General features: G+C 63.1%; 23 protein-coding genes and 1 tRNA gene. 7 read left to right on the forward strand and 17 right to left on the reverse strand.

What is annotated here, in order from left to right; translation table 11 throughout:
- The 10 genes from VNJ47_07130 to pcnB form a co-directional block, all read right to left on the reverse strand.
- Nucleotides 1-298, reverse strand: a 298-nt coding sequence (locus VNJ47_07130) for an AMIN domain-containing protein (GenBank protein ID HXG28603.1), incomplete at its 3' end; no start/stop codon positions are given.
- Nucleotides 299-508: 210 nt separating this feature from the next.
- Complete coding sequence (gene tsaE, locus VNJ47_07135; protein HXG28604.1) at nucleotides 509-973, reverse strand: tRNA (adenosine(37)-N6)-threonylcarbamoyltransferase complex ATPase subunit type 1 TsaE; 465 nt, start codon at nucleotides 971-973, stop codon at nucleotides 509-511.
- On the reverse strand, nucleotides 970-2,460 hold the full coding sequence (locus tag VNJ47_07140; GenBank protein ID HXG28605.1) for an NAD(P)H-hydrate dehydratase: 1,491 nt from the start codon (nucleotides 2,458-2,460) through the stop codon (nucleotides 970-972). The genes tsaE and VNJ47_07140 overlap by 4 nt, the downstream gene beginning before the upstream one ends.
- Nucleotides 2,457-4,091 carry a glucose-6-phosphate isomerase gene (gene pgi / locus VNJ47_07145; protein HXG28606.1) on the reverse strand — a complete coding sequence of 545 codons (1,635 nt, stop codon included), beginning with the start codon at nucleotides 4,089-4,091 and terminating at the stop codon, nucleotides 2,457-2,459. The genes VNJ47_07140 and pgi overlap by 4 nt, the downstream gene beginning before the upstream one ends.
- A gap of 186 nt (nucleotides 4,092-4,277) precedes the next feature.
- Complete coding sequence (gene panD / locus VNJ47_07150; protein ID HXG28607.1) at nucleotides 4,278-4,658, reverse strand: aspartate 1-decarboxylase; 381 nt, start codon at nucleotides 4,656-4,658, stop codon at nucleotides 4,278-4,280.
- Nucleotides 4,659-4,845: 187 nt separating this feature from the next.
- Nucleotides 4,846-5,691: a pantoate--beta-alanine ligase gene (panC, locus tag VNJ47_07155; GenBank protein HXG28608.1), complete on the reverse strand. Its 846-nt coding sequence runs from the start codon at nucleotides 5,689-5,691 to the stop codon at nucleotides 4,846-4,848.
- Nucleotides 5,692-5,742: 51 nt separating this feature from the next.
- Nucleotides 5,743-6,567: a 3-methyl-2-oxobutanoate hydroxymethyltransferase gene (gene panB / locus VNJ47_07160; GenBank protein ID HXG28609.1), complete on the reverse strand. Its 825-nt coding sequence runs from the start codon at nucleotides 6,565-6,567 to the stop codon at nucleotides 5,743-5,745.
- A gap of 87 nt (nucleotides 6,568-6,654) precedes the next feature.
- Nucleotides 6,655-7,290: a deoxynucleoside kinase gene (locus tag VNJ47_07165; protein ID HXG28610.1), complete on the reverse strand. Its 636-nt coding sequence runs from the start codon at nucleotides 7,288-7,290 to the stop codon at nucleotides 6,655-6,657.
- Nucleotides 7,278-7,787 (reverse strand): 2-amino-4-hydroxy-6-hydroxymethyldihydropteridine diphosphokinase, encoded by a 510-nt coding sequence (gene folK / locus VNJ47_07170; GenBank protein ID HXG28611.1) that lies wholly within the window; start codon nucleotides 7,785-7,787, stop codon nucleotides 7,278-7,280. The genes VNJ47_07165 and folK overlap by 13 nt, the downstream gene beginning before the upstream one ends.
- Nucleotides 7,774-9,180 (reverse strand): polynucleotide adenylyltransferase PcnB, encoded by a 1,407-nt coding sequence (pcnB, locus tag VNJ47_07175; GenBank protein HXG28612.1) that lies wholly within the window; start codon nucleotides 9,178-9,180, stop codon nucleotides 7,774-7,776. The genes folK and pcnB overlap by 14 nt, the downstream gene beginning before the upstream one ends.
- Before the next feature lie 4 nt (nucleotides 9,181-9,184).
- On the opposite strand from pcnB, the gene VNJ47_07180 reads away from it, so the two are divergent.
- Nucleotides 9,185-9,260, forward strand: a tRNA-Glu gene (locus VNJ47_07180).
- A 173-nt stretch (nucleotides 9,261-9,433) separates the two neighbouring features.
- Nucleotides 9,434-9,952 carry a hypothetical protein gene (locus VNJ47_07185; GenBank protein HXG28613.1) on the forward strand — a complete coding sequence of 173 codons (519 nt, stop codon included), beginning with the start codon at nucleotides 9,434-9,436 and terminating at the stop codon, nucleotides 9,950-9,952.
- Here the strand turns inward: VNJ47_07185 and VNJ47_07190 are convergent.
- The 7 genes from VNJ47_07190 to cadR form a co-directional block, all read right to left on the reverse strand.
- Nucleotides 9,949-10,665: a hypothetical protein gene (locus VNJ47_07190; protein ID HXG28614.1), complete on the reverse strand. Its 717-nt coding sequence runs from the start codon at nucleotides 10,663-10,665 to the stop codon at nucleotides 9,949-9,951. The two genes, VNJ47_07185 and VNJ47_07190, sit on opposite strands and share 4 nt — an antisense overlap.
- Nucleotides 10,666-11,308: 643 nt before the next feature.
- On the reverse strand, nucleotides 11,309-12,448 hold the full coding sequence (locus VNJ47_07195) for an ATP-binding protein (protein HXG28615.1): 1,140 nt from the start codon (nucleotides 12,446-12,448) through the stop codon (nucleotides 11,309-11,311).
- Entirely contained in the window at nucleotides 12,445-15,135 is a 2,691-nt protein-coding gene (locus tag VNJ47_07200; GenBank protein ID HXG28616.1) for a DDE-type integrase/transposase/recombinase, read from the reverse strand. The genes VNJ47_07195 and VNJ47_07200 overlap by 4 nt, the downstream gene beginning before the upstream one ends.
- A 21-nt stretch (nucleotides 15,136-15,156) precedes the next feature.
- Nucleotides 15,157-15,492 carry a hypothetical protein gene (locus VNJ47_07205; GenBank protein ID HXG28617.1) on the reverse strand — a complete coding sequence of 112 codons (336 nt, stop codon included), beginning with the start codon at nucleotides 15,490-15,492 and terminating at the stop codon, nucleotides 15,157-15,159.
- Nucleotides 15,493-15,598: 106 nt separating this feature from the next.
- Nucleotides 15,599-16,150, reverse strand: coding sequence for a hypothetical protein (locus VNJ47_07210; protein ID HXG28618.1), 552 nt, complete (start codon nucleotides 16,148-16,150; stop codon nucleotides 15,599-15,601).
- A 13-nt stretch (nucleotides 16,151-16,163) separates the two neighbouring features.
- A complete protein-coding gene (locus VNJ47_07215) occupies nucleotides 16,164-17,105 on the reverse strand; it encodes a hypothetical protein (GenBank protein HXG28619.1) in 942 nt (313 codons plus the stop codon).
- A 67-nt stretch (nucleotides 17,106-17,172) separates the two neighbouring features.
- Nucleotides 17,173-17,652, reverse strand: a complete 480-nt coding sequence (gene cadR / locus VNJ47_07220; GenBank protein HXG28620.1) for a Cd(II)/Pb(II)-responsive transcriptional regulator — start codon at nucleotides 17,650-17,652, stop codon at nucleotides 17,173-17,175.
- A 79-nt stretch (nucleotides 17,653-17,731) separates the two neighbouring features.
- Here cadR and VNJ47_07225 point away from each other — a divergent pair, with 79 nt between their 5' ends.
- The 5 genes from VNJ47_07225 (at nucleotide 17,732) to VNJ47_07245 (ending at nucleotide 24,258) form a co-directional block, all read left to right on the forward strand.
- The gene (locus VNJ47_07225) at nucleotides 17,732-18,361 is read left to right on the forward strand and encodes a cation transporter (GenBank protein HXG28621.1); all 630 of its coding nucleotides are present in this window, start codon (nucleotides 17,732-17,734) and stop codon (nucleotides 18,359-18,361) included.
- A 69-nt stretch (nucleotides 18,362-18,430) separates the two neighbouring features.
- Complete coding sequence (locus VNJ47_07230; protein ID HXG28622.1) at nucleotides 18,431-18,808, forward strand: hypothetical protein; 378 nt, start codon at nucleotides 18,431-18,433, stop codon at nucleotides 18,806-18,808.
- Nucleotides 18,809-18,879: 71 nt separating this feature from the next.
- Nucleotides 18,880-20,157: a TolC family protein gene (locus VNJ47_07235; protein HXG28623.1), complete on the forward strand. Its 1,278-nt coding sequence runs from the start codon at nucleotides 18,880-18,882 to the stop codon at nucleotides 20,155-20,157.
- 12 nt (nucleotides 20,158-20,169) lie between these two features.
- Nucleotides 20,170-21,141 (forward strand): efflux RND transporter periplasmic adaptor subunit, encoded by a 972-nt coding sequence (locus VNJ47_07240; GenBank protein ID HXG28624.1) that lies wholly within the window; start codon nucleotides 20,170-20,172, stop codon nucleotides 21,139-21,141.
- A 9-nt stretch (nucleotides 21,142-21,150) separates the two neighbouring features.
- Nucleotides 21,151-24,258 carry a CusA/CzcA family heavy metal efflux RND transporter gene (locus tag VNJ47_07245; protein HXG28625.1) on the forward strand — a complete coding sequence of 1,036 codons (3,108 nt, stop codon included), beginning with the start codon at nucleotides 21,151-21,153 and terminating at the stop codon, nucleotides 24,256-24,258.
- The last annotated feature ends 617 nt before the right edge of the window (nucleotides 24,259-24,875 follow it).

Consider the following 24,875-nt stretch of genomic DNA (forward strand, 5'->3'; position numbering starts at 1 on the left):
CGAGCACTACACGCGCATTGCCGCCGGGCTGTACGCCGGTGCGCACGGTCTGGACCAGGCCTTTTCCTTCACGCGTGGCTTTCAGCGCCTCGACCCGGCGCGTCTGGCTGATGTCGATGACCACGCGCTCGGGGTTGTCCAGCGTGAATACGCTGTACTCGACCGGTCCGCTGAGATCGAACACGATGCGGGTCTGCTCGGGGCCGGCCCACAGCCGGATATCCTGCAGGCGCGCCAGTTCGGCCGCGCCCGCCGGCAATGCGCACAGCACCAGGACTGCCCACACTGCTCGCATCATCAATTGCCCGCCTCCACTTCGAGATAGAACCCGCGATGTCCGGTATCGCGACCGCCCCGTCGGTACCGTCGGCTCTGGGTCTATGCCGTGAACTGTAGTCCCGCGAGCCGGGTTCTGCAAGTATTTTTCGTTCAGAAACAGGGGGTCTTACAGCAATTCTGTAAACAAGCTTGAGAAGGCTTTCGTATCTTGCTACTAGATCGGGTGTGCTCAGGCCGATAAGCCACTAAGGATTGTGTTCCCCCGCAAGGAAACCCCAAGCAGACGGGCTTTGCGTCCCGCGGCCCAATGCTGCAGTTCGACCTGCAGATCGGCGGCCGGCAGACCCCCCTGCCCCCGTTCCGGCCATTCCACCAGGATCAGGTCCTGGTCCGGATCCAGATCCCGCAGCCCGAGGTACTCGAGTTCCTCTGCACCCGTGAGCCGGTAAAGATCCAGGTGGAAAACGCGGCGGCCAGCGATTTCATAGGGCTCCACCAGTGTGTAGGTGGGGCTGCGTACCCGCCCGGTATATCCGAGCGCCTGCAGCAGCGCGCGGGTCAGGGTGGTTTTGCCGGCACCCAGTTCGCCGCTGAGGTAGATCACTGCACCGCAGGGGCCCAGTGCCCGCGCCAGCGCCGCGCCGAGATGCTCCGTGTCCGCGGCGTCGGCCAGCGTGAAGTCGCGCGCGTTCATGGGTTGGCCAGGGCGCGGATCGACGGCAGCAGGTCGCTGGGCAGCAGGCCGCGCTCACCGCCCTGCGCCGCGGCCCTGTCGCCGGCCCGCGCATGCACGAACACGCCGATCCGTGCCGCAGTCGCGGTATCGAGACCTTGTGCACGCAGGCCTGCGATAACGCCGCACAGCAGATCGCCCATACCACCGACCGCCATGCCGGGGTTGCCAGCGTCGCACACATGCAGGACGCCACCGGGCGCCTGTACCAAGGTACCCGAGCCCTTGAGCACGGCGACGCCGCCATAACGTTCCGCCAGCGCCTGTACCGCGGCCGGACGATCCGCTTGTACGGCCGCGTTGTCGATGCCGAGCAGGCGCGCGGCCTCGCCCGGGTGCGGGGTCAGGATCCAGTCCTCACGTCGCCCCGGCTTCTGCGCCAGCAGGTTGAGCGCATCGGCATCCACGACCAGCGGTTGCACGCAGTTCCGCAGCCGCTCCCAGACGGCCCGGCCCCACTCCGACTGTCCCAGGCCGGGGCCGATCGCCACCACGCTGGCGCGCGCCAGCAGCGGCTCCAGCACGGAGAGCTGCTCGATGCCGTGGCACATCAGCTCGGGCCGCGCCTGCGGAATCAGCGCCGCATGCGCTGCACGGGTGGCGATACTGACCAGGCCGGCGCCGCTGCGCAGGCAGGCCTCGCCGGCCAGGCGGATGGCGCCGCTCATGCCGGTGTCGCCGCCGACCAGCAGCACATGGCCGAACCGCCCCTTGTGCGCATCGCGCGCGCGCGGCGGCAGCGCGGCGCGGCGATCGTCATCGCCGATGCGCCGTGCCGCAGGCTCGATGCCCGCGTACACCGCGGCCGGCACCTCGAGTCCTGCGAACACCAGCCGCCCGCAGTGCTGCGGCCCGGCGCCGGTCAGCAGGCCCAGCTTGAGGCCGATGAAACTGACGGTGACATCGGCCTCGACGGCGGCGCCCAGCACGCAACCGCGATCGGCATCGAGCCCGGAAGGAATATCCACCGCCAGCACACGCGCGCCGGCGGCGTGCCGCCGGTTGATCGCCTCGATCAGCTGCCGGTAACGGCCTTCGACGGGACGCGTCAGGCCGGTGCCCAGCAGCGCATCGACGATGACCTCGGCGTCGGCCAGTTGCTGCGCCTCGCCGGCTTCGATTCGCACGCCAGCCCGGTGGCAGGCCTCCAACGCCTGGGCCGCATCGCCGTGCAGCGCATTTGGCTCGGCGGCCAGCAGCACGCGCGCCTCCAGCCCTTCCGCGTGCGCCTGCGCGGCCAGCAGCAGGCCGTCGCCGCCATTGTTGCCGGAGCCGCAGAGGACCGCGACGCGCCGCGCATCGGGCCAACGCCAGCGCAGCTCGCGGAGCGCCGCGGCGGCGGCGCGCTGCATGAGCGTGTAGCCGGCGATGCCCTGCTGCTCGATCGCGCGCCGGTCCAGCTCACGGACCTGTGCGGCGCGGTAAAGCTCGGCGGGCAGGAGGCTCATCCGGCGGCCCGCAACCGTTCGAGCAGGGCCGGGAGGTCGGCGTCGGCCGGCCCGTCCAGCCCCGCTTGCATGCGGCCGGCCAGCTGCTTGCCCAGTTCCACGCCCCACTGGTCGAAGGCGCAGATGTTCCACACCAGGCTTTGCACATAGACCTTGTGCTCGTACAGCGCCAGCAGCGCACCCAGCGTGGCCGGCGACAGTTCGGGCATGAGCAGCAGGCTGCTCGGCCGGTTGCCCGGGAAAACGCGGTGCGGGATGGCGGTCTCCAGTTCGACACCGGCCAAGCCCCGTGCCGTCAGCTCGGCGCGGACCTCGCCGGCGGTCTTGCCGCGCATCAGCGCCTCGGCCTGCGCCAGGCAGTTGGCCACGCGTTGCCGCTCGCGCTCGTCATGGCGTCCCGAGAGCGGCAGGATGAAGTCCACCGGCTGCGGCTGCGGGCCCTGGTGCAGCAGCTGGAAGAAGGCGTGCTGCGCGTTGGTGCCGACATCGCCCCACACCACCGGCGCGGTGGCATAGTCCACCGGGTTGCCGTCGCGGTCCACCGCCTTGCCGTTGCTCTCCATCTCCAGCTGCTGCAGCCAGCCCGGGAAATGGCGCAGCACCTGGCTGTACGGCACCACCACCTGCGTCGGCAGGCTGAGAAAGTTCACGTTCCAGATGCCCAGCAGCGCCAGGAGCACGGGCAGGTTCTGCGCCAGCGGCGCGTCGCGGAAATGCCGGTCCATGGCATGCGCGCCAGCCAGCAGTTCGCGGAACGCGTCCATGCCCAGCGCCAGCGCGATGGACAGGCCGACTGCCGACCACAGCGAGTAGCGCCCGCCGACCCAGTCCCAGAACCCGAAGCAGCTCTCCGTGGGGATGCCGAAGGTGGCGGCCGCATCGAGATTGGTCGTGACGGCCACGAAATGCCGCGCCACTGCCTGCTCGTCGCCGAAGCTTTCCAGCAGCCAGGCGCGCGCCGCACGCGCGTTGGCCAGGGTTTCGGCGGTGGTGAAGGTCTTGGAGGTGACGATGAACAGCGTGCTCGCGGGCTTGAGCCCCGCCAGCACGCGGTCCAGCTCGTCCGGGTCCACATTGGCGACGAAATGCGCGCGCAGCCCGCTGCCGGCCGGCGGCGCCAAGGCCTCGCAGACCAGGCGCGGGCCCAGGTCCGAGCCGCCGATGCCGATGTTGACCACGTCCCGGATCGGGCGCTCGGAATAGCCGCGCCAGCGGCCACCGCGCACCGCTTCGCTGAACGCCTGCAGGCGCGCGAGCACGGCGGCGATATCGTCCATGACCGGCCGGCCCTGTACCGCCAGCGGCCATTCCGGCCGCCCGTCTGCGCCGAAATTGCGCAGGGCGACATGCAGCGCGGCGCGATTTTCAGTCGGGTTGATCGTGTCGCCGGCAAACATGGCCGCGATGCCCGCCTCGACCTGGCGGCTGCGGGCCAGATCGAGCAGCAGATCGAGGCTGCGGTCGGTGAGGCGCTGGCGGGAATAGTCGAGCCGGATGTCGGCGGCCTCCAGAGACAGGCGCTGGCCGCGGCCGGCGTCCTGCGCAAACAGCTCGCGCAGGTGCAGTGCATCGATCTCGCGCCGATGCGCCTGCAACGCCCGCCACGCGGGCGACTCGGTCAGTGCGGACATCATTCCTCCCGGAAGGATGCCCGACAGTCTAACCCAGTGAAGTCGGAAACCATCACGAACGTCATTCCGGCGCAAGCCGGAATCCAGCGCCTTTAGCAGGCTGTTGAAAAACACCACTCAGTGCCACGTGACCGTGTGGCAGGCAAGGCCCCGGCTTGCGCCGGGGTAACAGAAGGTCTGCAGTTCTCAGGCAGCCTGGACGGGAATGGCGTTGGTCGTGCGCACCACGTGGTTGTGCTGATCGAGGTAGATCAGCCGCGGCTTGTACACCGCCGCCTCGCCGGCCGGCATCTGGCCGTAGGCGCAGATGATCACGCGGTCCCCGGGACGCGCCTTGTGCGCGGCGGCGCCGTTGACCGAGATGATGCGCGAGCCTTCCTCGGCGCGGATGGCATAGGTGGTGAAGCGCTCGCCGTTGGTGATGTTGTAGATGTCGATCTGCTCGAACTGCAGGATGCCGGCCGCGTCCAGCAGGCGCCCGTCGATGGCGCAGGAGCCGTCATAGTCGAGTTCGGCGTGGGTGACGCAAGCCTTGTGCAGCTTGGCCTTGAGCAAGGTCAGGAGCATGGCGTATCTCGTCTTGACTAGTGGAGCGGGTGGCCCACCAAGACATACACCCGGCATCCAAAGGTTTTAGTTAGGCGGGCGGCCCACTAAGACATACGCCCGGCAGACCACGGCCTTGCTGCGGTCTGGGACTCGGAGTTTAGCCGATTTTGCGATTGCACAAAACAATTTTTATTTTCCTGCAATATCAGCGTAGTACGCGCAGATTGTCGATCAGCCGCGCACGGCCCAGCCAGGCCGCGACCAGGATCACCCGCTCCGCATCCCCCGGCGCCGGCGGGGCCAATTCGGGGCCCAGGATGCGGTAGTAGTCGGGCCGGAAACCGGCCTGCCGCAGGACCTCGGCCCCCTGCGCCTCCAGGCCGGCGAAGTCCTGGCTGCCGGAGCGCAGCTGTGCAGCGGTCGCCTGCAGGGTGCGGTAGATCAACGGCGCCAGGCGGCGCTCGTCCGCGCCCAGGTACTGGTTGCGCGAGCTCAGCGCCAGCCCGTCGGCATCGCGCACCGTGGGCACGCCGATGATCTCGACCGGCAGGTGCAGGTCGCGCGTCATGCGCCGGATGACCAGCAGCTGCTGGTAGTCCTTCTCGCCGAACAGCGCGACATCCGGCTGCGCCATGTTGAACAGCATGTTCACCACCGTTGCCACGCCGCTGAAATGCCCGGGGCGGAAGGCGCCGCAGAGGATGTCGGAAATGCCCGGCACTTCGATGCGGGTCTGCGCCTCGATCCCCCGCGGATAGACCTCGGCAACCGTAGGCATGAACAACAGGTCCGCGCCCGCGGCGCGCAGCCGGTCGGCGTCGGCCTCCGGCGTGCGCGGGTAGCGGTCGAAGTCCTCGTTCTTACCGAACTGCAGCGGGTTGACGAACACGCTGACCACGACGCGCGCCGCGTGCTGGCGCGCGCGGTTCACCAGATCGATATGACCGGCATGCAGGTTGCCCATGGTCGGCACCAGCGCCACGCGCTCGCCGGCGCGGCGCCAGGCGCCCACCTGCGCACGAAGTTCAGCGAGCGTGTCGAGAATCTGCATGGCGGTGGATTGTCGGGGAAAGGCGCGCGCCGCGCCAGACGCCGGGGGCGGTCAGCCGAAGCAGTGCTCCGGCGCGGGATAGCTGCGGTCCTTGACCGCGCGCACATAGGCCTGCACCGCGGCCTCGACACTCGCGGCGCCCTCCATGAAGTTGCGCACGAAGCGCGGCCGGCGACCGCCGCCGATGCCGGTCGGGATGCCGAGGATGTCGTACAGCACCAGGATCTGGCCGTCCACGTCCGGCCCGGCACCGATGCCGATCACCGGCACGCGCGCCTTGCGCGTGATCTCCGCGCCCAGGGCCGAGGGCACGCATTCCAGCAGCAGCATGTCGGCGCCCGCCTCCTGCAGTGCCTCGGCGTCGCGAAGCATGGCCCGGGCCGCGGCCTCTTCGCGCCCCTGCACCTTGAAGCCACCAGTCTTGTGCACCAGCTGGGGCTTGAGCCCGATATGCCCGCAGACCGGCACGCCGCGCTCGGTGAGGTAATGCACGATGTCGGCCTGGATCTCGCCGCCCTCGAGCTTGACCATCTTCGCCCCGCCCTCCTGCATCAGCCGCCCGGCATTCATCAGCGCCTGTTCGCGCGTGGCATAGCTCAGGAACGGCATGTCGGCCATCAGGAAGGCGCGCGCCAGCCCGCGTGCGGTCACGCGCGTGTGATAGACCATGTCGTCCATGGTCACCGGCACGGTGGTGGTCAGACCGTGGATCACCATGCCGAGCGAATCGCCCACCAGCACCACGTCCACACCGGCGCGGTCTTCCAGCGCCGCAAAGCTGGCGTCATAGGCGGTCAGGCAGGCGATCTTCTCACCCTGCGCGCGCTGGTTGCGCAGATCGCTCAGGGTGAGCGCCTTGGCGGTGTCAGTGGCCATCGAGGGCGCACTATAACCGAAGCCGCGCAACACAGCAGCCGGCGTTTTCAGCCCGCGATGCGCACGGGGGATGGGAACGGGGGTGCCTCAACCCGGCAGCTGGATCACGGGGTCGTCCGTGGCCAGCGCTTCCAGCAGTCGCTCGAAGTCGCACGGCGCGCTGACCAGGTCCATGCGCGCGCTGTCCACCGTGATCAGGCGCGCCGCGCGGTAACGGCCGAAGAACGCGGTATAGGCGGTCGCCACCTGGTTGAGGTAGAGCAGCGACAGCGCGTGTTCCTCGGGCCGCGCGCGCTGGCGCACGCGCTGCATCAGCACCTCGATCGGCGCGTGCAGGTAGATCACGCAGTCGGGCTGCGGCGCCTCCCAGGCCAGGCGCTGCCAGATCTGCTCGTACAGGTCCATCTCGTGGCCGTCGAGGTTGAGCTGGGCGAAGATGCGGTCCTTCTCGAACAGGAAGTCGGCCACCCACTGGCGCTGGAACAGGTGGCCCTGGCGCAGCTGCTCGAGCTGGCGTGCGCGCTGCAGCAGGAAGCACAGCTGTGCCGGCAGCGCGTTGGCGCGGCGGTCCTGGTAGAAGCGCTCCAGGAACGGGTTGTGCTCGGGCTGTTCCAGCAGCGGCTCGACGCCCAGCGCCGCCCCGAGCCGGTGCGCCAGCGTGGTCTTGCCGGCGCCGATCGGCCCATCGATCGCGATATAGCGCAGCGACTCTAGTCCCGCCATGACTCAAGACCCGTATCGTTCAGACGCTGTGTGAGCTCGCGCACCCGGCCGAGGCCGGGGATCTCGAGTTCCGGCGCGATGTCGCGCAGCGGATACAGCACGAAGTTGCGCTCGGCGAGACGCGGGTGTGGCAGCTTGAGTCCCGGCTCGTCCAGCACCGTGTCGCCATGGACCAGCAGGTCGAGATCCAGGCTGCGTGGCGCCCAGCGCGCGCCGCGCCGGCGGCCGTGCGCCGCCTCCAGCGCCTGCAGGGCCTGCAGCAGCTCGCGTGGGCTCAACCCAGTCTTCAAGAGCGCGACGGCGTTGCAGAAATCGGGTTGCGGCGCGGGACGGCCGTCCGGGCCGACGGCGACGCTGCGATACAGCGGTGAGCGGACCAGTAGCCGGGTGCGCGGCAACTGGCCGAGCTCGTCCAGCGCACGCCGGACGTGGATGGCGGGCTGGTCGAGATTGCTGCCCAAGGCAACCGCCGCGCGCGCAGCCTCAGCCGGGGGCATTGGGCGTAGCTCCCTGCCCGCCACCACGACGCCGGCGGCGGCGTCGCCGTCCGCGCCGCTGCGGAGGCTCGCCGCCCGGCGCCTGCGCCGTCATGCGATCGCGCACCTCGGGCGTGGCGGTCTGGAACTCGGTCCACCACTGCGCCAGCGCTGGATCGGCCTCGCCGGACTCGGCGCGCAGCAGCAGGAAGTCGTAGGCGGCGCGGAAACGCGGATGTGCCATCAGCCGGTGCGGGTTACGGCCGCGGCGGTTGTCGAAGCGCAGCTGCTGCTGCCAGATCTCGCGCATCGGCACGCTGAAGCGCTTGGGCAGCGCAATGACGGCGTTCTGCTGCTCGACCACGTCCTGCGCCGCCTGGGCCAGCGCCGCGTGCGGGTGCTGCCCGGCGGCGATGGCGCCCTCCATGCGCAGGCGCACCGGCTCCCACAGCAGCGCCGCGAACAGGAAGGTGGGCGTGACCGGTTTGTCCTCGGCGATGCGCTGCTCGGTATTGCGCAATGCACGGGTCAGCAGCGTCAGCGGGAAATCGCCGAGCTGCTGGGTCAGCGCCGCCTCGGTGAGCGGGAACAGCTGAGCGAACAGGCCGTAGTGCCGCAGCTTCTCGAAGGCCTCGAGGGCGTAGCGCGACAGCAGCAGCTTGAGGATCTCGTCGAACAGCCGCGCCGGCGGCACCTCGGCCAGCAGGGGGCCGAGCCGGAACAGGGGTGCCTCGGTGTCCGGGTGGATGTTGAAGCCGAGCTTGGCCATGAAGCGCACCGCGCGCAGCATGCGCACCGGGTCCTCGCGGTAACGGGTCTCGGCGTCGCCGATCAGGCGCAGCACGCCGGCCCGGATGTCGGCCATGCCGCCGACATAGTCCACGATCGAATAGTCCGCGATGTTGTAGAACAGCGCGTTGATGGTGAAGTCGCGGCGGAAGGCGTCGTCCTCGCGCGTGCCATAGACGTTGTCGCGCAGGATGCGCCCGCCCTGGTCGAGCTCGGCGTCGTCGTCCGGTGTGCGCGGCGCGGCGCGAAAGGTGGCCACCTCGATGATCTCGGGCCCCATGCGCACATGCGCCAGCACGAAGCGCCGGCCGATCAGCCGGCAGTTGCGCTTGAACAGCGCCTGCACCTCCTCGGGCCGCGCCGAGGTGGCGACGTCGAAGTCCTTGGGCTCATGGCCGAGCAGCAGGTCGCGCAGGCCACCGCCGACCAGATAGGCCTCGAAACCGGCGTCCTTGAGCGTGTACAGCACCTTCAGCGCGCCGCGCGAGATGCTGGCGCGCGAGATCGGGTGATCCGGGCGCGCGATGACGGTAGGCAGGGTAATGGCTGGAAATCCGAGTGTTGTGAGCGGCTTGTGCCCCCGCGGGGCGACGGTATAATACACGGCCGCCGCAATCCGGCGCATCCTCGCTCCCATCGTCTAGAGGCCTAGGACGGAGCCCTCTCAAGGCTTAAACCGGGGTTCGAATCCCCGTGGGAGCGCCATCTTCATGACGCAATCTGCCGCACAACCGCCTGTCCTTTGTAGCAAAAGCCTTCAGAAATTGAAGGCTTTTCGTTCAATTCGCTTGATGCAGACTTTACGTTCTGTGCCCCTTCAGGTCGCGGGAATCCCGTAGTACGGCACGCTGTGCTTGCACAATTTCATTGGAGATCTCATGGCACTGCAGTACGACCCACATACCTCAGAGATCAGCTACGAAGGCAAGGTTATCGGGAAATACGTATATATCGAGGGGGTTGCCAGGGTACAGTTCGACATCACCTACGAATGCGGCCAGGACGAGTGGGTTGTCCCATTGTCATGGTTCGACTACGGGCTTAATCAGCTGGAGAAGCACAAGCCGCGGAACCCGGTCATTGCACTGGTAGTAGAAACGTCGTCCAGTGACATCGAGGAGGAGTTTGAGGTAGTCCGCTTCCTGACAGAAAAGACGGTGAAGCAGGATGGATACGTCTGGCGCTTTCACAAGACGGACTCGGATACTTGGCCTTCTCTGCTTCATGCACACGACTACGATCAGAAACTTGTCCTTGATGCTCTGACCGGCGACATATACGACACAATGACGCGTCAACGTTGCAAACGTCTCAGCCAGAAAGGTCTCGAACAGATCTATCAGAAACTGCGGGCCTCCCGTGACTTTGCTGACAAACTTAATAAACTCGTCACTTAGCTGATCCGCTTCCGCTGTGTGTCGCTGGCACTGCGAGCAGCATTGACCGCCTCACGCCAGATGCCAAGATGCTCTTGCCGCCACCAAGTTTGAATTCCTTGTTTATGAAGTAAACGTTCTACCTTCCGTCTCGTGGGGGAGGCTCCGACCTTCACTAGTTCTCGAACTACACGGTTGATTACGGTCACGAAACGTTGATGCTTCTCGCGACGGCTCCTCTCGGTGAAATCTACATATCTTTTTCTCAGTAGTTCGTATTGGGCGGGAAATCGCGCTTTCAAAGATCCTGCGTCCACTTGCAGCAATCGCGCGATACGGCCTGGTGCGATACAGGCATCTGGACTTTCGCTATTGCAGAGTCGCAGCAACTTCACCGAGACATCGTTCCAATCCTTGAATTCGCGCGTGTCTCGCTGGGACCATACCCCTTTCGGTGCGGTTGCAGCACCAATATGGGGCTCCTCCGCCTCAATTAGCAAACTGTGTAGCGGTGTTCCGGAAACCCAGGCCAAGCGCGACAGATACTCCAAGGTGGGGACGATGTCAGATCGGAACCACATCCATACTGTATTCTTGGGTGCACCGATTAGCCTAGCCAGTTGAGTAATGTTTCCATCCGTCAGCTGTTCCAGGACGCGTTCAAGACACCTGAGCAAGCTGCTTGCCGTGCGCAATTGCGCCCCTGCGCTTGTCAATTGAATCGTTTTTGCCATCTCCTTCGCAGTCCAAATCTCCCACTCAGTAGCCCGCTCAACCCCGGCGCGAGTCCCTAGGAACGCCCCGCAGACAGAACAGTGGCCTGGCCTGTAGGAAGCTCCCAGCGGCCTCATCTGGGTCCCGCACCTGTGGCACGCCGTTGACAGAAGAACACCGTGATCTGGGCATGCGAAGACTGAACCCACCGACCATAGCAACTGCTCGTACAATGGTTCTTTGCGCTTCTCAACATCGTCCAAACAAAGAGCGCACCATGCTCGTTTCCGCCTGGATATACTTCCTGGCTGCATCATCACGTAGAGTCCGATCGTTGTACTCCGCAGATTAGCCTGCCCCGTTAGCTGAGTAAGGACGTCGAGCACGTCCGCAGTTACCCCGTTTCCAATGTTGATGGTGTTGTTGAGCAGCTTCGCACGCAGCGTTGGATAACGCGTTCCCTGATTCACCCTAGTTGAGCGCTTACCTACAGCGAGGCTCATGAGGTTGGTAACTGTTACATGGTGCGCTTCAGCGAGCCGCGCCACATAGCTCGCAAGACTCTCGACACGAGTGGTACCAAGGCCAAAGGGCCTCAGCCCGTACAATACGGTGCGAGGAGGCACTATCGGCTCATCGATTCTGGCTGCGAGAACAGCGGGTTTACGCGCCAAGTGCAGCCACCCCAACGGGATCGCGAACCGGATTTCGCGTGCCTGGACGCCTCCGGTCGCGTCTACGTGACTGCTTCACCGCTGATTCAACTGGCGCTGGTTGCGGGACTTTGACAGCTGACATCTCCTTCAGTAAAACATCGTTCGACGGTCCACCCAGACTCGATTCCCCCTGCGAAATCTCTTCCAGCATCATCGCAAGCTGGCGGTTGGTTAGCGCCCGGTTTTCAAGCACGGATTGGCCAATACTGCGGTCCCCCCTCTCGAGTGCTGTTCGCAATGCGTCACAAAGCCAGTCTTTGAGTACGCCTACGCAGCCGAGAGTCTTTAAAAACACCAAGTCCAGGTCCTGTAGGAAGCGTGCTGGCAGCTTCAGAGGCAGGTCAGCCGCCAGTGTGTCGAGAGCAGATGCAAAGGCGTCACGGTCGTCCGCAAGATCCGGAAAGTATCGAGGAATGTGAACAAGGTTGCGCCGCCGACTCAACTGGCCACTCAGATCAAGACCATCGAGCAGCTCATATGTACCGGACAGCACATGCTTGACGCCCGTAAGAGAAGCGCGAGTCTTGATGGTGTCAAGCTGACCGCGTAGACCGCGATTACTCGCAACCCGCAGAACATGCTGCGCTTCGTCAATAAACAATGCCTGGAGGCGACGGTGGGTCATGGCACTGTCGGCCGAATCCCTGAAGATGCTCAATGCCGGCGTCTTCGCCGTGCAGTTAGCCAGCAGAAAACGCGTTTGCGGGTCGAGCTCCACCTTCCGCTTCTTGTCGAGCATCGGTTCATTAAGCGCTTTAAGGATGTCCCGATAGAAGAGAACCCAATCGAAGATTCCGCGCTCCGGATGACGTAGCTCGACAAACACCACGGGTACGTATGACGGATCGGCTTTCATGGCTGCCAACTCTTGTTTCAGAATATTGGCGATGCAGATACGAATTAAACGTGTCTTACCGACACCGGTGGGTCCAACGAGATAGGTGATGGGCTTGTTCGGTGTGCCGCAAAGGATCGACATCAACTCGTCTTCGGCATCAGCCATGCGCGCATGCCGCACTATCTGACGACGAAATTCCTCAACAACATCGTCAATCTCTTTGCGCGAGCGTGACTTAGGATTTCTCATACACCCGCATCCTGATAATGTTGAAGCGGCTTGCGCTTCCGGCGTTGGATGCGAATAGATGGCGTGGCATCCACCTTCGCTGCTACAGCTATCGGCGGATTCAGATGACTCGCCCGATGCTCGCCATCGCGGAGTTGCTCCAGCGATTTCACTTCCGTCTGTTCGGCCTTGAGCAGGAACTGACCAAGTCGTGCGGCACTGGCAGACCTCGACTTCTCGACAACCTGACGACCCCGCATTAGCTCCTGACTGGCGCGCTGAACCTCGGATACCGTGCGGCCGTTGAAGACGTGGTAATACTCCGATCGACAAGTAAGCCACTGCCCCTCCACATAGGCATAGGCGACACCGGCGTTATAGGGGTCGTAGCGCACGGCGACGCGCTTATTGACGACTCCCGGTCGACGGAAGGCATCATTCCAATAATGCAGGTAATTCACCTTGATCCCTCGACTAGGGAGGACTTTTGCTCGTCCATTCCTAGTCGAAGGACAAGTGAGTAGCTCGAACATGCTGTCGTAGGGAATCAAAGTGAATTTGCGATAGCCCGACAACCGCAAGCCGTCCTCGAGTGCCTGCTTTGGGGTCATCCGCAGAGCCGGGTGAAGACTGGCTTCGTAGCACTCACGCAACCACCCATCAAATAGGCCGATGAAATCTGGAAGGGTCCATACGGCGAGCGACTTTGGGTTTACCATCTTCGTAACAGTCCGAACGTTACGCATGAGTTTGGTGTTCCCGCGGAGGTTGTGAATAAGCTGGCTTTGGCTGACTCCAAAGTGTCGCTCAACCACCGAGCCATTCCGCGACTGAGCCGCTGGCCGAATCTTCTGTGACCGCCTGAATGCAGCGAGTAGCGTTTGGAAATAGGCGCCCAGGAATTCTGCGCCGCGATCGGTCACGACGAACTGAGGAAGACGTCCATATCTGCGCACACAGTCGCGGAGCACCATCATGCAAGCGCGATGACTCGGCTTCTCGAACGAAATGCAGAACGCGATAACCATTCGCGTATGGGCATCAATCATGAGCGTCAGCCACGGTCGCCCGAGGTTGAGCCCTGATTTTGAGGCTACAAGCTCGATCTCCAGTTGCGTGTGGTCGATATGCGCAATCTCGAAAGGCCGGGACCCATGACGAGGCGTGCTCTGCTCCAGCAACCAGAAAAACTCTTCTACCTGATAGGCAGCGCGGTCACCTTCGCGCTTGCGCACCTGAGCAGCCCGAGGCCGCGCTCGAATCCTGGCGAGAAACGTCTTGAAGCTGGTTGTCGGTATCCCACGCTGCTCGGCGAGCTCCAAAAACTTCCCGTACACAGCCCAAGGTGTGGATGAGCGCAGGTCTTCGTACTTGGTCTCGGCAACCTCATTGATCAGGTCGAGGACGCTGGCCGGAAGGCGTTCGCCGCGCCGACCCTTGCGCTTGTGCTGAGGCAGCAACCCGACATAACCATTGCCATAGGTCTGCTCCGCGCTGCGGTACGCTGCAAGGTAACTGAACAACGTGCGGGCAGAGACATCTCCGCCCTGAACCTTTTGGCCTGCCAGATATGGCTCAATCAATGCTGATCGGCGGTTGGCTTCCTGCAGATCCTGTTTGCTGGCTCCGCGCAACAGAGCGTCGGCCGGATTTTCCCGTATCGCGATACTACGTATCGGCTGAATTCGCCCTTCAGCAATGCAACGCTCGAAATCGCCACGAGATAGTGTCGCAACCTTGCCGTCTTCGTTCTTCAGCGAGACCTCGTTGACACCCGTATTCACTACCTCCCAGTCCTTACCATCCCATGCCAGAGCAGTTCCTGTCTCAAAAACGATCTCGAGGTTGACCACCTCATGGGTCGTTTGCCTGCTTTTAAAAGCGCGATGGGCAGTAGCCGCATGTACATCACGGAACACTCGTACGTGTTCGCAGCTGGTCAGAGTTTCGTCATCCAGATTACAGATCAGGATATGCCTGGCGATCATCGCGTAAATTAGATCAGGGCCTGTATCACCTGCTTGCTGGAGCAGATCGCTGAGCATCAGGAAGCTCTGTCCCCTAAACAGCCGGACGATGCGAGCAACCTCCTCCGGATCCGGCGCCGGGGATCGTTCCGAAAGATAGTCCTCCAGGAACACCAGGTTCTGGTGCAGGACGAGGTCGATCTCGGCAGATGTGCGGACCCGGTAACCTAGTTGATACTGATTGGCATATTCCTCACCAGGAGGACACCTCCACCGCCCATCGGCGTCGCGCGCGTAGCGATGTGGTTGCTGCTTGGCGAGCCTTTCAAGTTCATCTTCGTACTTCCACTCTTCCCACCACATGCCATCTCGGCATATGACAAAGAAATCCGGGGTGTGCCATGTGCCAGTCTTACGCCCACCGCGGCCTTGCCAGCGCAAGATTATGCGCGGCGGTTGGTCGTAGAACTCGAGAACGTTGTCTTCGTATTCCTTCCGGTAGATGGCCGGGAGCTCAAGTGTATGGCTCTCGGCCTGAATCGTGAGTCCCATCTTCACACTGGGATAGCGGACGCAGACGTTCCCGCGTCCACCTTGTACGTTCCGTGACGGCGGCGAAGACCGAATCTGCTCAACGACCGAGCGCGCTGCCGCACTAAGGCTAAGTTTGTCGTAGAGAGCTGTAAGCTGTTCAGGTGCCAGCATGGATTTTTGTGCCCGGCGGGGCATGCGCCCCGCCATGGCACCCTTAGGTTACTGGAGCTATTTAAGCTGCTCGTTGCACACGGGTTTCCACTTCGCAATGAGGTCGGCTTCCTCCCTCTTGCGCGCTGCCTCATCACTCGATGAGACGTGTGCGTGGATGTGTGTAGCGCCGTTACGCCTGGCACAGGCCTCTTTCTCGTGATCAGCAAGCCTGTCTGCGAGGTTCTTGGTCTGGCCAATGTAAATGGGCACCCATCTGCCACTGCCAGGGGAGGTTTCCTTGGCATATATGTAATTACCCGAGGCCTCCTTCCAGGCCGTATTGAAGCCATGAATCCAATAGCCGTACTTCTGGCCAGATGCGCCTTCCCAATAAATATCCGGTTGACTCATTTCATTTCTCCACAATCCAAATATTCGACAGATCGAGCCAGATCAGGGCCGGTGGATCAGTTAAAATCTCCTTCAATGAAGCAGATGAATCAGTAGACAAAAAAACTCATGCGATTCGTAGATACGCGTATTCCACCCCACCGGTGGGGGCTGACATTTCCTGTCGCAGCAGATAACCCTTCTCCCACAGTGCCTTGAGCTTGGTGCTTGCGTTCTGGGCGGTCAGCTTCAGGGCCTTACACACTTCCGAGGTAAACACCGGGCTGGTTCGTCCGGAAACGTAGTCCAGTACGTCCCGTGTGCCGCGTGAAGCCTGAGGTCCAATCCAATCCACACGATTCTCATCCCAGATACAAAGCGGCTGGTCTTTCTTCAAGGCCGCTGCGTCCCAGTTCTCACGTAAGTCAGGATGCTGCACATGCACCAAGCAGAACCCCTTGTCCTTGCGATAGCGGCGCGCCAACTCGACTACCGATTCGCGAGGTGCCGAAGCATCTGTACGCTTCACTCGCTTCAACGAAATCTGAAACACCTTCACACCAGGATTAGCCTCGACAACCTGGAGCAGCCTAGCGTGGATTTCACGACCCTCATCTACGCCCCAGGCGTCATCACGCTCCATATAGTCACGCAAATCGATAAGGACATTCTGCTTCATTGAGATCATTGAATCAGATTCTTGGCCATTCGTCAAGCCGGAACATGAAACCAATATGAGTACCCGGCAATGAGGGGCGTCCTTCCAAGCACTGGGCGCGGTGCGGGCGATAGCCGTCCTGTGAAGGCAGAAGGTGCACCATGGAACGTTCCAGCCGGACGTTAAGTTCAGCATGTAAGCGAATCGCACAATCTGCGCTGCGCTTGAGTCCGGCCCCACGCCCACGTCCGTGACGCGATAGACCCTGCCGGAAGAGTTCGACCATCAGGTCGGTATCACTCAGCCGCACTAGCGTCGGGAACTCGCTCATCAAAGCGGGCCGCAGAGTATTCAGGACACCACGTCCGCTATCTGACACGGCAACCATGACAGAATTGGACTGCGCGTAAGTCTGTAGCGCGGCAAAACCATCAAGCCGCGTTTCACTGTGCTGGTAAATATTGTCGACTAGCTCAGCAAAAGCGGTAAAAATAGTGGTGTGGATCCTATCGCCTGCGCCGGCCTGCTGATGCTCGGCCCAGTGTGCAACCGAATCTGCGAGCCTGCCGGGCAGGCTACGGTCAATCGCTCCACCCGGCTGATATTTGATTGGCGCAATCTCAACCAGCGCGACACTGGACCCCCCATACTTTTTTGCACCGGAAATACTTGGTCTTTGTGGGATAACGTCAATGCCAGGATTCAAATGATCAAAGAAGCCCAGCCGATTAAGGTAAGTATAGGCGTTGCTACGCGTACTGCTAAAGTTCAAAGCAACAGCTCGTCCGGAGTCGGCAAGCTGATTGACGTAACTCAAGAGTCGTATCCCGGCATCCACCATCACTTTGCAGTCGTTGGCGACGTGAATCTCAACAGCATCGCATTCCTCGCCAAACGCGCGTGTGCAGCCTGATAACGAGCGCTCAAGACCTTCCCACCCGAGCCACCCAGCCCGGAATACGACTGAAAGCTTCATGGCCTTCCTCGCATTCCTACTACCCCATTGTTGTGAGCCTAGCCGCCTTCGATATGGCGTCAATCAACTAATCTTTGCCCCTTGAACCCCTAGTCCTGCGAGTATGCACTCCGAGCGACTGGACACGACTCACCCGAGACACGCTGGACCGGCTCAACTCTCTGAGAATCCCGCAATTCTCCGATGTTTGGACTTGGTGACATAAGTGCCGCAGCTGTTCCAGTTGGTCCTTCAGCCGTCGAAGATCGCGAATACGCTCGCTTACGTGCCCAACATGCGCGTCCAGCAACTCATTGACCCCGGCGCAGTTCCGACCAGGCGCGTCGCGAAACCTCAGCAGGGTGCGGATCTCGTCATGGGTCATGTCCAGAGAGCGGCAATGGCGGATAAAGGACAGTCGCTCGAGATGATTTCTTCCGTAGAGGCGATAGTTCCCAGCGGTACGCTTGGGTTTCGGCAACAAGCCCTCGCGTTCGTAATAGCGAATGGTTTCAACTTGGCAATCGGCCTGTTTTGCTAACTGTCCGATCCTGAGACCTGCGTTCATCTATCTGCTCACTTGCTTGCTTGACCCTATAGTAGCTACAGGGTGTTCAATGCTGCAATCAAGGCCATGTCCGACGCTCATGAACGATTCTTGCAGCGATAATTGCGCCACACGGCGAATCCCGGTTTCGCCGCGATTCCGGCGCGCGCTGTGGATCGCGCTGGTCGTCAACGCAGTCATGTTCGGGGTGGAATTCACCGCCGGCCTGAGCGCCGGGTCGGTATCGCTCTTGGCAGACGCGGTAGATTTCCTTGGCGATGCTGGCAACTACGGGCTATCCCTGTTTGTGCTGTCCATGCTGCCGGTCTGGCGTTCGCGCGCGGCCCTGCTCAAGGGTCTGACAATGGGTAGCTACGGCATTTACGTGCTGGGTCAGGCGGCCTGGAACGCCGCCGCCGGCGTCGTGCCGGAGGCGATGACCATGGGCGCCGTCGCTTTTCTGGCTTTGGCCGCCAACGTCTCCGTAGCGGCCCTGCTGTATGCTTTCCGCGAGGGCGATGCCAACATGCGCTCGGTGTGGCTGTGCTCGCGCAACGACGCCATCGGCAATGTCGCGGTCATGCTGGCGGCGGTGGGTGTGTTCGGCACCGGCAGCGCATGGCCCGACCTCACCGTCGCGATCGCGATGGGTCTGCTGGGCTTAACTGCCGCCTACAGCGTCATTCGTCATGCCCGCGCTGAACTCAAGGAAGAAACCTCGTCTGCATGAACAAAACTAGACCTAAGTGGTCCTACCTGCCTGGTTGACCGGAAACCACAAGCTGATAGCCTGATGCGCATGAATCGGTTTCGTACCAAGCACCATTGGCTGATGCTGTTGTGTATCGCCGTCATCGCACTGCGTGTGACTGGCATGCACCTGCACCTGTGCCTTGACGGCCAGGAACCGGCGCAGACTCTGCACTTGACAGATTCCGGCGTACATGACGACGAAGGGCACGCCGCCGGCGGGCATGCGGACGTGGACCTCAGCCTGCCCGGTGATGGCCTGGTCAAGAAACTGTCCGGCTTCGATTTGCCAGTTCTGCTGGCGTTCCTGGTCACGCTGGTAACGATTGTCCGCGCACCCATACCCTTGCGACCTGGTCCGGCCCGGATCCGATCGACTGCTTCGATACGCTTCTTCCAGCCGCCCCTGCGCGCACCGCCCATCTAAGCCTCCTCCGACGTTCATCCGATCGTTGACCGTCATGCCTGGAAGGCATGGCTGTGCCATTGGAGGCATTCATGCTATTCGCTCATACACGCGCAGCGTGCGCGAGTTTTCTGTTTTTGGGGCTGCTCGTCTGTACCGCAGCCCGGGCCGAAGCGCCACCGGCGGGACCGCCGCTGAGCTTGCGCGAGGCGGTGCAATTGACGCTGCAGCGCAATCCCGACCTGCAGGTCTTTGCCTTTGCATTGCGTGCCCAGGACGCGCGTACCCAGCAGGCCGGACTACGGCCGCCCCCAGAATTGTCGGCCGAGATCGAAAACGCCCTGGGCAGTGGCGAGACGAAGGGCTTCGATACCGCCGAAGCCACGTTCGCGCTATCCCAGGTGATCGAACTGGGCGGTAAACGCAGCCGCCGCATCGCCGCCTCCCAGCTTGGCCGTGAGGCACTGAGCGTCGAGCAGCAGGCGGCGCAGCTCGACGTCCTGGCCGAAGTGACCCGTCGCTTCGTACACGTGGCCTCGGATCAAGAACAGCTCGCGCTGACCCGACGCGCCACCGAACTCACCCGGACCACCGTCGCCGCCGTGCAACGGCGCGTCGAGGCCGCCAAGTCACCGGATGTCGAGCTGTACCGCGCCCGCGCATCGCTGACGCGCGCGGAGATCGACCTGAGGCATGCCGAACACGAGCTGCTCGCCTCGCGCCGCAAGCTGGCCGCGATGTGGGGAGAGCGGGAGGCGAGGTTCGGCACGGTAGAGGCCGACTTATACGCCATGCCAGCGCCCACCCCGTACGAGCAGCTGGTCGCACGCATGGCCGCGAACCCCGACTTCGTCCGCTTCGCGAGCGAGGCGCGGCTGCGTGACGCCGAGATCCGCCTCGCCGAGGCCCGCCGCCGGCCGGATGTCACGTTGACTGGCGGCATAAGGCGCCTGCAGGAAACCAGTGATACCGCCTTCGTTGTTGGATTCTCCGTGCCGCTGTTCGCCGGCCGCCAGGCGGCGCCTGCCATCGCCGAGGCGCAGGCACTGCGTGGGCAGACCGATGCCGAACGCGAGGCCGCTTTCGTCAAGGCCCAGGCGCAAGTCTACGAGCTGTACCAGGAACTGGCGCATGCCATCAACGAAACCGGCACGCTCAAGCAAGACGTGCTGCCACAAATGGAAGAAGCGCTCAAGCAGACCGAGTATGCCTACGACCGCGGGCGCTACAGCTATCTCGAGCTGGTGGACGGCCAGCGCGCCTATCTCGACAGTCAGCGCGCCTTGATCGAAGCCGCCACCACCGCCCAGACCCTCCAGGCCGAAATCGAGCGCCTGACCGGCGAACCACTCGCCGCCGGCGCGTACTGACGGAAATTACCCATGAAAAACTACAAACTGATTGTTCTCCTGGGTCTCACCCTGAGCCTCGGCGCCTGCGATACGTCCGGGCCCACGGCCACCAACGCAGAACCGACAGAAGCCTCTCACGCCGAGTCTGGACATGACGCACACGAGGGCGAAGAACCCCAGGAGTCCGAGGGACTCATCAAGCTGAGTGCCGGGCAGGCCACCGCCGCAGGTATCGAGATGGCGATGGCTGGTCCCGCCAGGATCCGCGAAGTCCTGACACTCTACGGCACGGTCCGGCCGAATGCCGAGCGCGTGCGTGACGTGACGGCGCGCTATCCCGGCATCATCCGCAGCGTGGCGCGGCGGGTGGGTGATGCGGTGCGCGAGGGCGAAACCCTGGCCATGGTGGAATCCAACGAGAGCCTGCGCACCTACCCCGTCGTCTCGCCACTGTCCGGTGTGATCACCGAGCGCCGCGCCAACCCCGGCGAGTACACCGGCGAAGGACCGCTGTTTGTCGTAACAGACCTGTCCAGCGTCTGGGTCGAGCTGTCGCTGTTCCCGCGTGATCTCGCCAAGGTGCACGTGGGCCAGCCGGTGCGCGTGCGCAATGTGGACGGCGGCATCGAAGCCAACGGCCAGATCGTCTATGTCGCACCACTCGGACAAGCCGAAAGCCAGACTTTGACCGCACGTGTGCTGATCGCCAATCCCGAGCGGCACTGGGCGCCTGGGCTGTATGTCACCGCCGAGGTCACCCTGGCCGAGTCTGAGGTGGCGGTGGCGGTCAAAAGTACCGCCCTGCAAACGGTTGAAAACCGCAGCGTGGTGTTTGTGGCCGAGGCTCGAGGTTTCCGCCTCCAGCCGGTCTCAACCGGGCGCAGCGACGGCGAATTCACCGAGATTACCCAAGGGCTCGCCTCCGGCAGCCGCTACGCCGCCGCCAACAGCTTCGTGCTCAAGTCGGAGCTGGGCAAGGGCGAAGCGGATCACGAGCACTGAGGCACAGTCATGATTGATGCATTGATCCGTTTGTCCATCGAGCGCCGCTGGGTGGTGCTGTTCCTGGTCGCCGTCCTCGCCGGGCTTGGCGTCTACAACTACCAGCGCCTGCCGATCGATGCCGTCCCGGACATCACCAACGTCCAGGTCCAGATCAACACCCAGGCCGACGGCTATTCGCCGCTGGAGGTCGAGCAGCGCATTACCTTCCCGGTGGAAACCGCACTGGCTGGCTTGCCACGTCTCGAATACACCCGCTCGCTGTCGCGCTATGCCCTATCCCAGGTCACGGTCGTGTTTGAGGACGGCACGGACATCTACTTCGCCCGCAACCTGGTTAATGAACGTCTGCAGCAAGTCAAAAGCCAGCTGCCAGCCGGGATCGAGCCGCAGATGGGCCCGATCGCGACCGGCCTGGGCGAAATCTACCTGTATACGGTTGAAGCCAAAGCCGATGCCCGACAGCCGGACGGCTCCGCGTATGACGCCACCGCCCTGCGCACGATCCAGGACTGGATCATCCGCCCGCAGCTGCGCCAGGTGCCCGGCGTCACCGAGGTCAATTCCATCGGCGGCTACGAGAAGCAGTTTCACGTGACGCCCGACCCGGCGCGACTCCTGGCCTATGGACTGGCGATGGAGGACGTGGTCAAGGCGCTGGACCAGAACAACGCCAATGTCGGCGCCGGTTACATCGAGAAAAGTGGGGAGCAGTATCTCATCCGTGTACCGGGTCAACTGGGCAGGATCGCCGACATCGGGAGCGTGGTCATCGCCAACCGGAGTGGCCTGCCGATCACGGTTCGCGACGTGGCCGAAGTGGGATTGGGCAAGCAGCTGCGCACGGGCGCCGCTACCCGCGACGGCCGGGAAACTGTGCTGGGCACGGCAGTGATGCTGGTGGGCGAGAACAGCCGAACCGTGTCCCAGGCCATCGCCGCGAAACTCGCCGAAATCAGCAAGACACTGCCCGTGGGCGTATCTGCGGAGCCGGTTTACGACCGCACCGTGCTCGTCAACAAGACCATCGCCACCGTGCAGACCAATCTGTTCGAGGGCGCGCTGCTGGTGATGGCGGTGCTGCTGCTGATGCTGGGCAATGTCCGCGCCGCGGTCCTAACCGCGCTCGTGATCCCGCTGTCCATGCTGATCCTGATCACCGGCATGGTCGAGAACAAGGTCAGCGCCAACCTGATGTCGCTGGGCGCGCTGGACTTCGGCCTGATCGTGGACGGAGCCGTGATCATCGTCGAGAACTGCATCCTGCGGCTGGCCCAGCGCCAGCATCATCTCGGGCGCGTGCTGGACACCGAGGAGCGCTTTCACACGGTGTTCGCCGCGACCCGCGAGGTGTTCACGCCGAGTCTGATCAGCGTGCTTGTTGTGGTGCTGGTCAACCTGCCGATCTTCGCCCTGACCGGTGTCGAGGGAAAAATGTTCCGGCCCATGGCCTTCACTGTGGTCGTGGCGCTACTCGGCGCACTGATCCTGTCGCTGACCTTCGTGCCGGCGGCGGTAGCCTTGCTGCTGGGCGGACACATCACTGAGAAAGAGAACTGGCTGGTGGCCTGGGCCAAGCGGCGTTATGCACCGCTGCTAGGCCTTGCCCTGCGCCACGGCGGGATCACCCTTGGCGTGGCCGTGCTGCTGGTCCTTGGCGCTAGCGTTTTGGCGCTGCGCATGGGTGCCGAGTTCATTCCCAGCCTGGACGAGGGCGATATTGCGGTACAGGCCCTGCGCATCCCCGGCACTAGCTTGACGCAATCGGTGGACATGCAGCTGCGGCTGGAGAAGGCCGTGGCCACCCTGCCCGAGGTCAAGACCGTGTTTGCGCGCGTGGGCACGGCGGAGGTGGCTACCGACCCCATGCCGCCCAACATTGCCGACGGTTACGTCATGCTCAAGCCACACGAAGAATGGCCCGACCCGTCCAAGCCCAAGTCACAGTTGCTGGAAGAGCTGGAAAAGGTGCTGGAGTCCCAGCCCGGCAATGCCTACGAGATCTCCCAACCCATTCAGCTACGCTTTAACGAGCTGATTTCCGGCGTGCGCTCCGATCTGGGCATCAAGGTCTATGGCGATGACCTGGAGCAGCTTCTTGCGATCGGCAACCGCATCGCCGCCGTGCTCAATGGGATTCGGGGCGCAGAAGGCGTCAAGGTAGAGCAGGTTGCGGGCCTGCCGGTGCTCGCCATCGAACCCAACCTTGCCGCGATGGCCCGGTTCGGGCTCAACGTCGCCACGGTGCAGGACGTCCTGGCCGCGGCCCTGGGCGGCGAAGAAGCGGGCGCGGTGTTCGAGGGCGATAAGCGCTTTGCGATCGTGGTACGTCTGCCGGAAGCCCGGCGCGACGATCTGGACATGCTGGAACGGATGCCGATCCCCTTACCGCGTGGTGGCTACGTGCCGTTGTCGGAGGTAGCGAAACTCAACCTGGCGCCCGGCCCCAACCAGATCAGCCGCGAAAACGGCAAACGGCGCCTGGTGGTGAGCAGCAACGTGCGCGGGCGCGACCTAGGCACCTTTGTGACCGAGGTGCGGGGGAAAGTGGAATCGGGCGTCAAGCTGCCCAGCGGCTACTGGCTAGACTACGGCGGCACCTTCGAGCAACTCCAGTCGGCGGCACGTCGTCTGCAACTCCTGGTACCGGTGACGCTGGTGATGATCTTCGGCCTGCTCATGCTGACCTTCGGCTCGGCCAAGGATGCCCTGCTGGTCTTCAGCGGGGTGCCATTGGCGTTGACAGGAGGCGTTGCGGCCTTGTGGCTACGCGATATTCCGCTTTCGATTTCCGCCGGCGTAGGCTTCATCACCCTGTCGGGTGTTGCGGTGCTTACCGGCGTGGTGATGGTGTCTGCCTTCCGGCATCTACTGGAGGAAGGCCGGAAGCTCGGCGATGCCATTATCGAGGGTGCGCTCCTGCGTCTGCGGCCGATCCTGATGGTAGCGCTGGTTGCCAGCCTGGGCTTCCTGCCCATGGCGCTCAACACAGGGACCGGGGCGGAAGTCCAACGGCCGTTGGCCACCGTGGTCATCGGTGGCATCATCTCGGCGACACTGCTGACCCTTCTGGTGCTGCCTGTGCTCTACCGACTAACCTATCGAGGTGAGCGATGACTGGTCAAAGGACCGTCATACTGCGGGCATTCTTTGCCGGTTGGTGGCATCTCGTCCCAGCCCGGCGCGCGGATTGGCCTGGGGGAGCCACGGATCAATGCCTCCAGCGTCAGGCGCCTGGTACTACGGCGAGCATCTCGCTTGATGCGGCGCAGTTTTCTCATCTGGATATTACGAGCGTGCGGGTTGGTGCGCATACGATCGGGGGGCTGGCTTTTCCACGACCGCATCTACAAGTATGAGCCACTCTCGATTGCCCCGAGAACTTTTGCGACCGCACCAAGACCAGCGGGTGTTCCAAGCAGATCAATTGGTCTTTTCCCACCGAGCGCCGGTTGCGGCCGCCTAAGCCATTTAGCGAGCCACTTCTCCGTGTCGAAATCCTTCGCGCTGCTGGACGCGATCTCCTGCGCCATCGCTAGGAGCCGGGCCTTCGCGAGCACTGAATGGTCATGGACTTGGCTGCGCATGGCCCTTCGATGCTTGCTCGATTTTAGTCTTGGCTTTTTCACACGGCGATTATACGCACACCCGACGCAGACAAGACCCCGAACTCCTGATGTTGAACCTGCCCCTAGACATATGGACTCACGCGACTCTGGCTCTTGCTGGTTTAG

The organism is Nevskiales bacterium (genome assembly GCA_035574475.1).
Lineage (GTDB): Bacteria > Pseudomonadota > Gammaproteobacteria > Nevskiales > DATLYR01 > DATLYR01.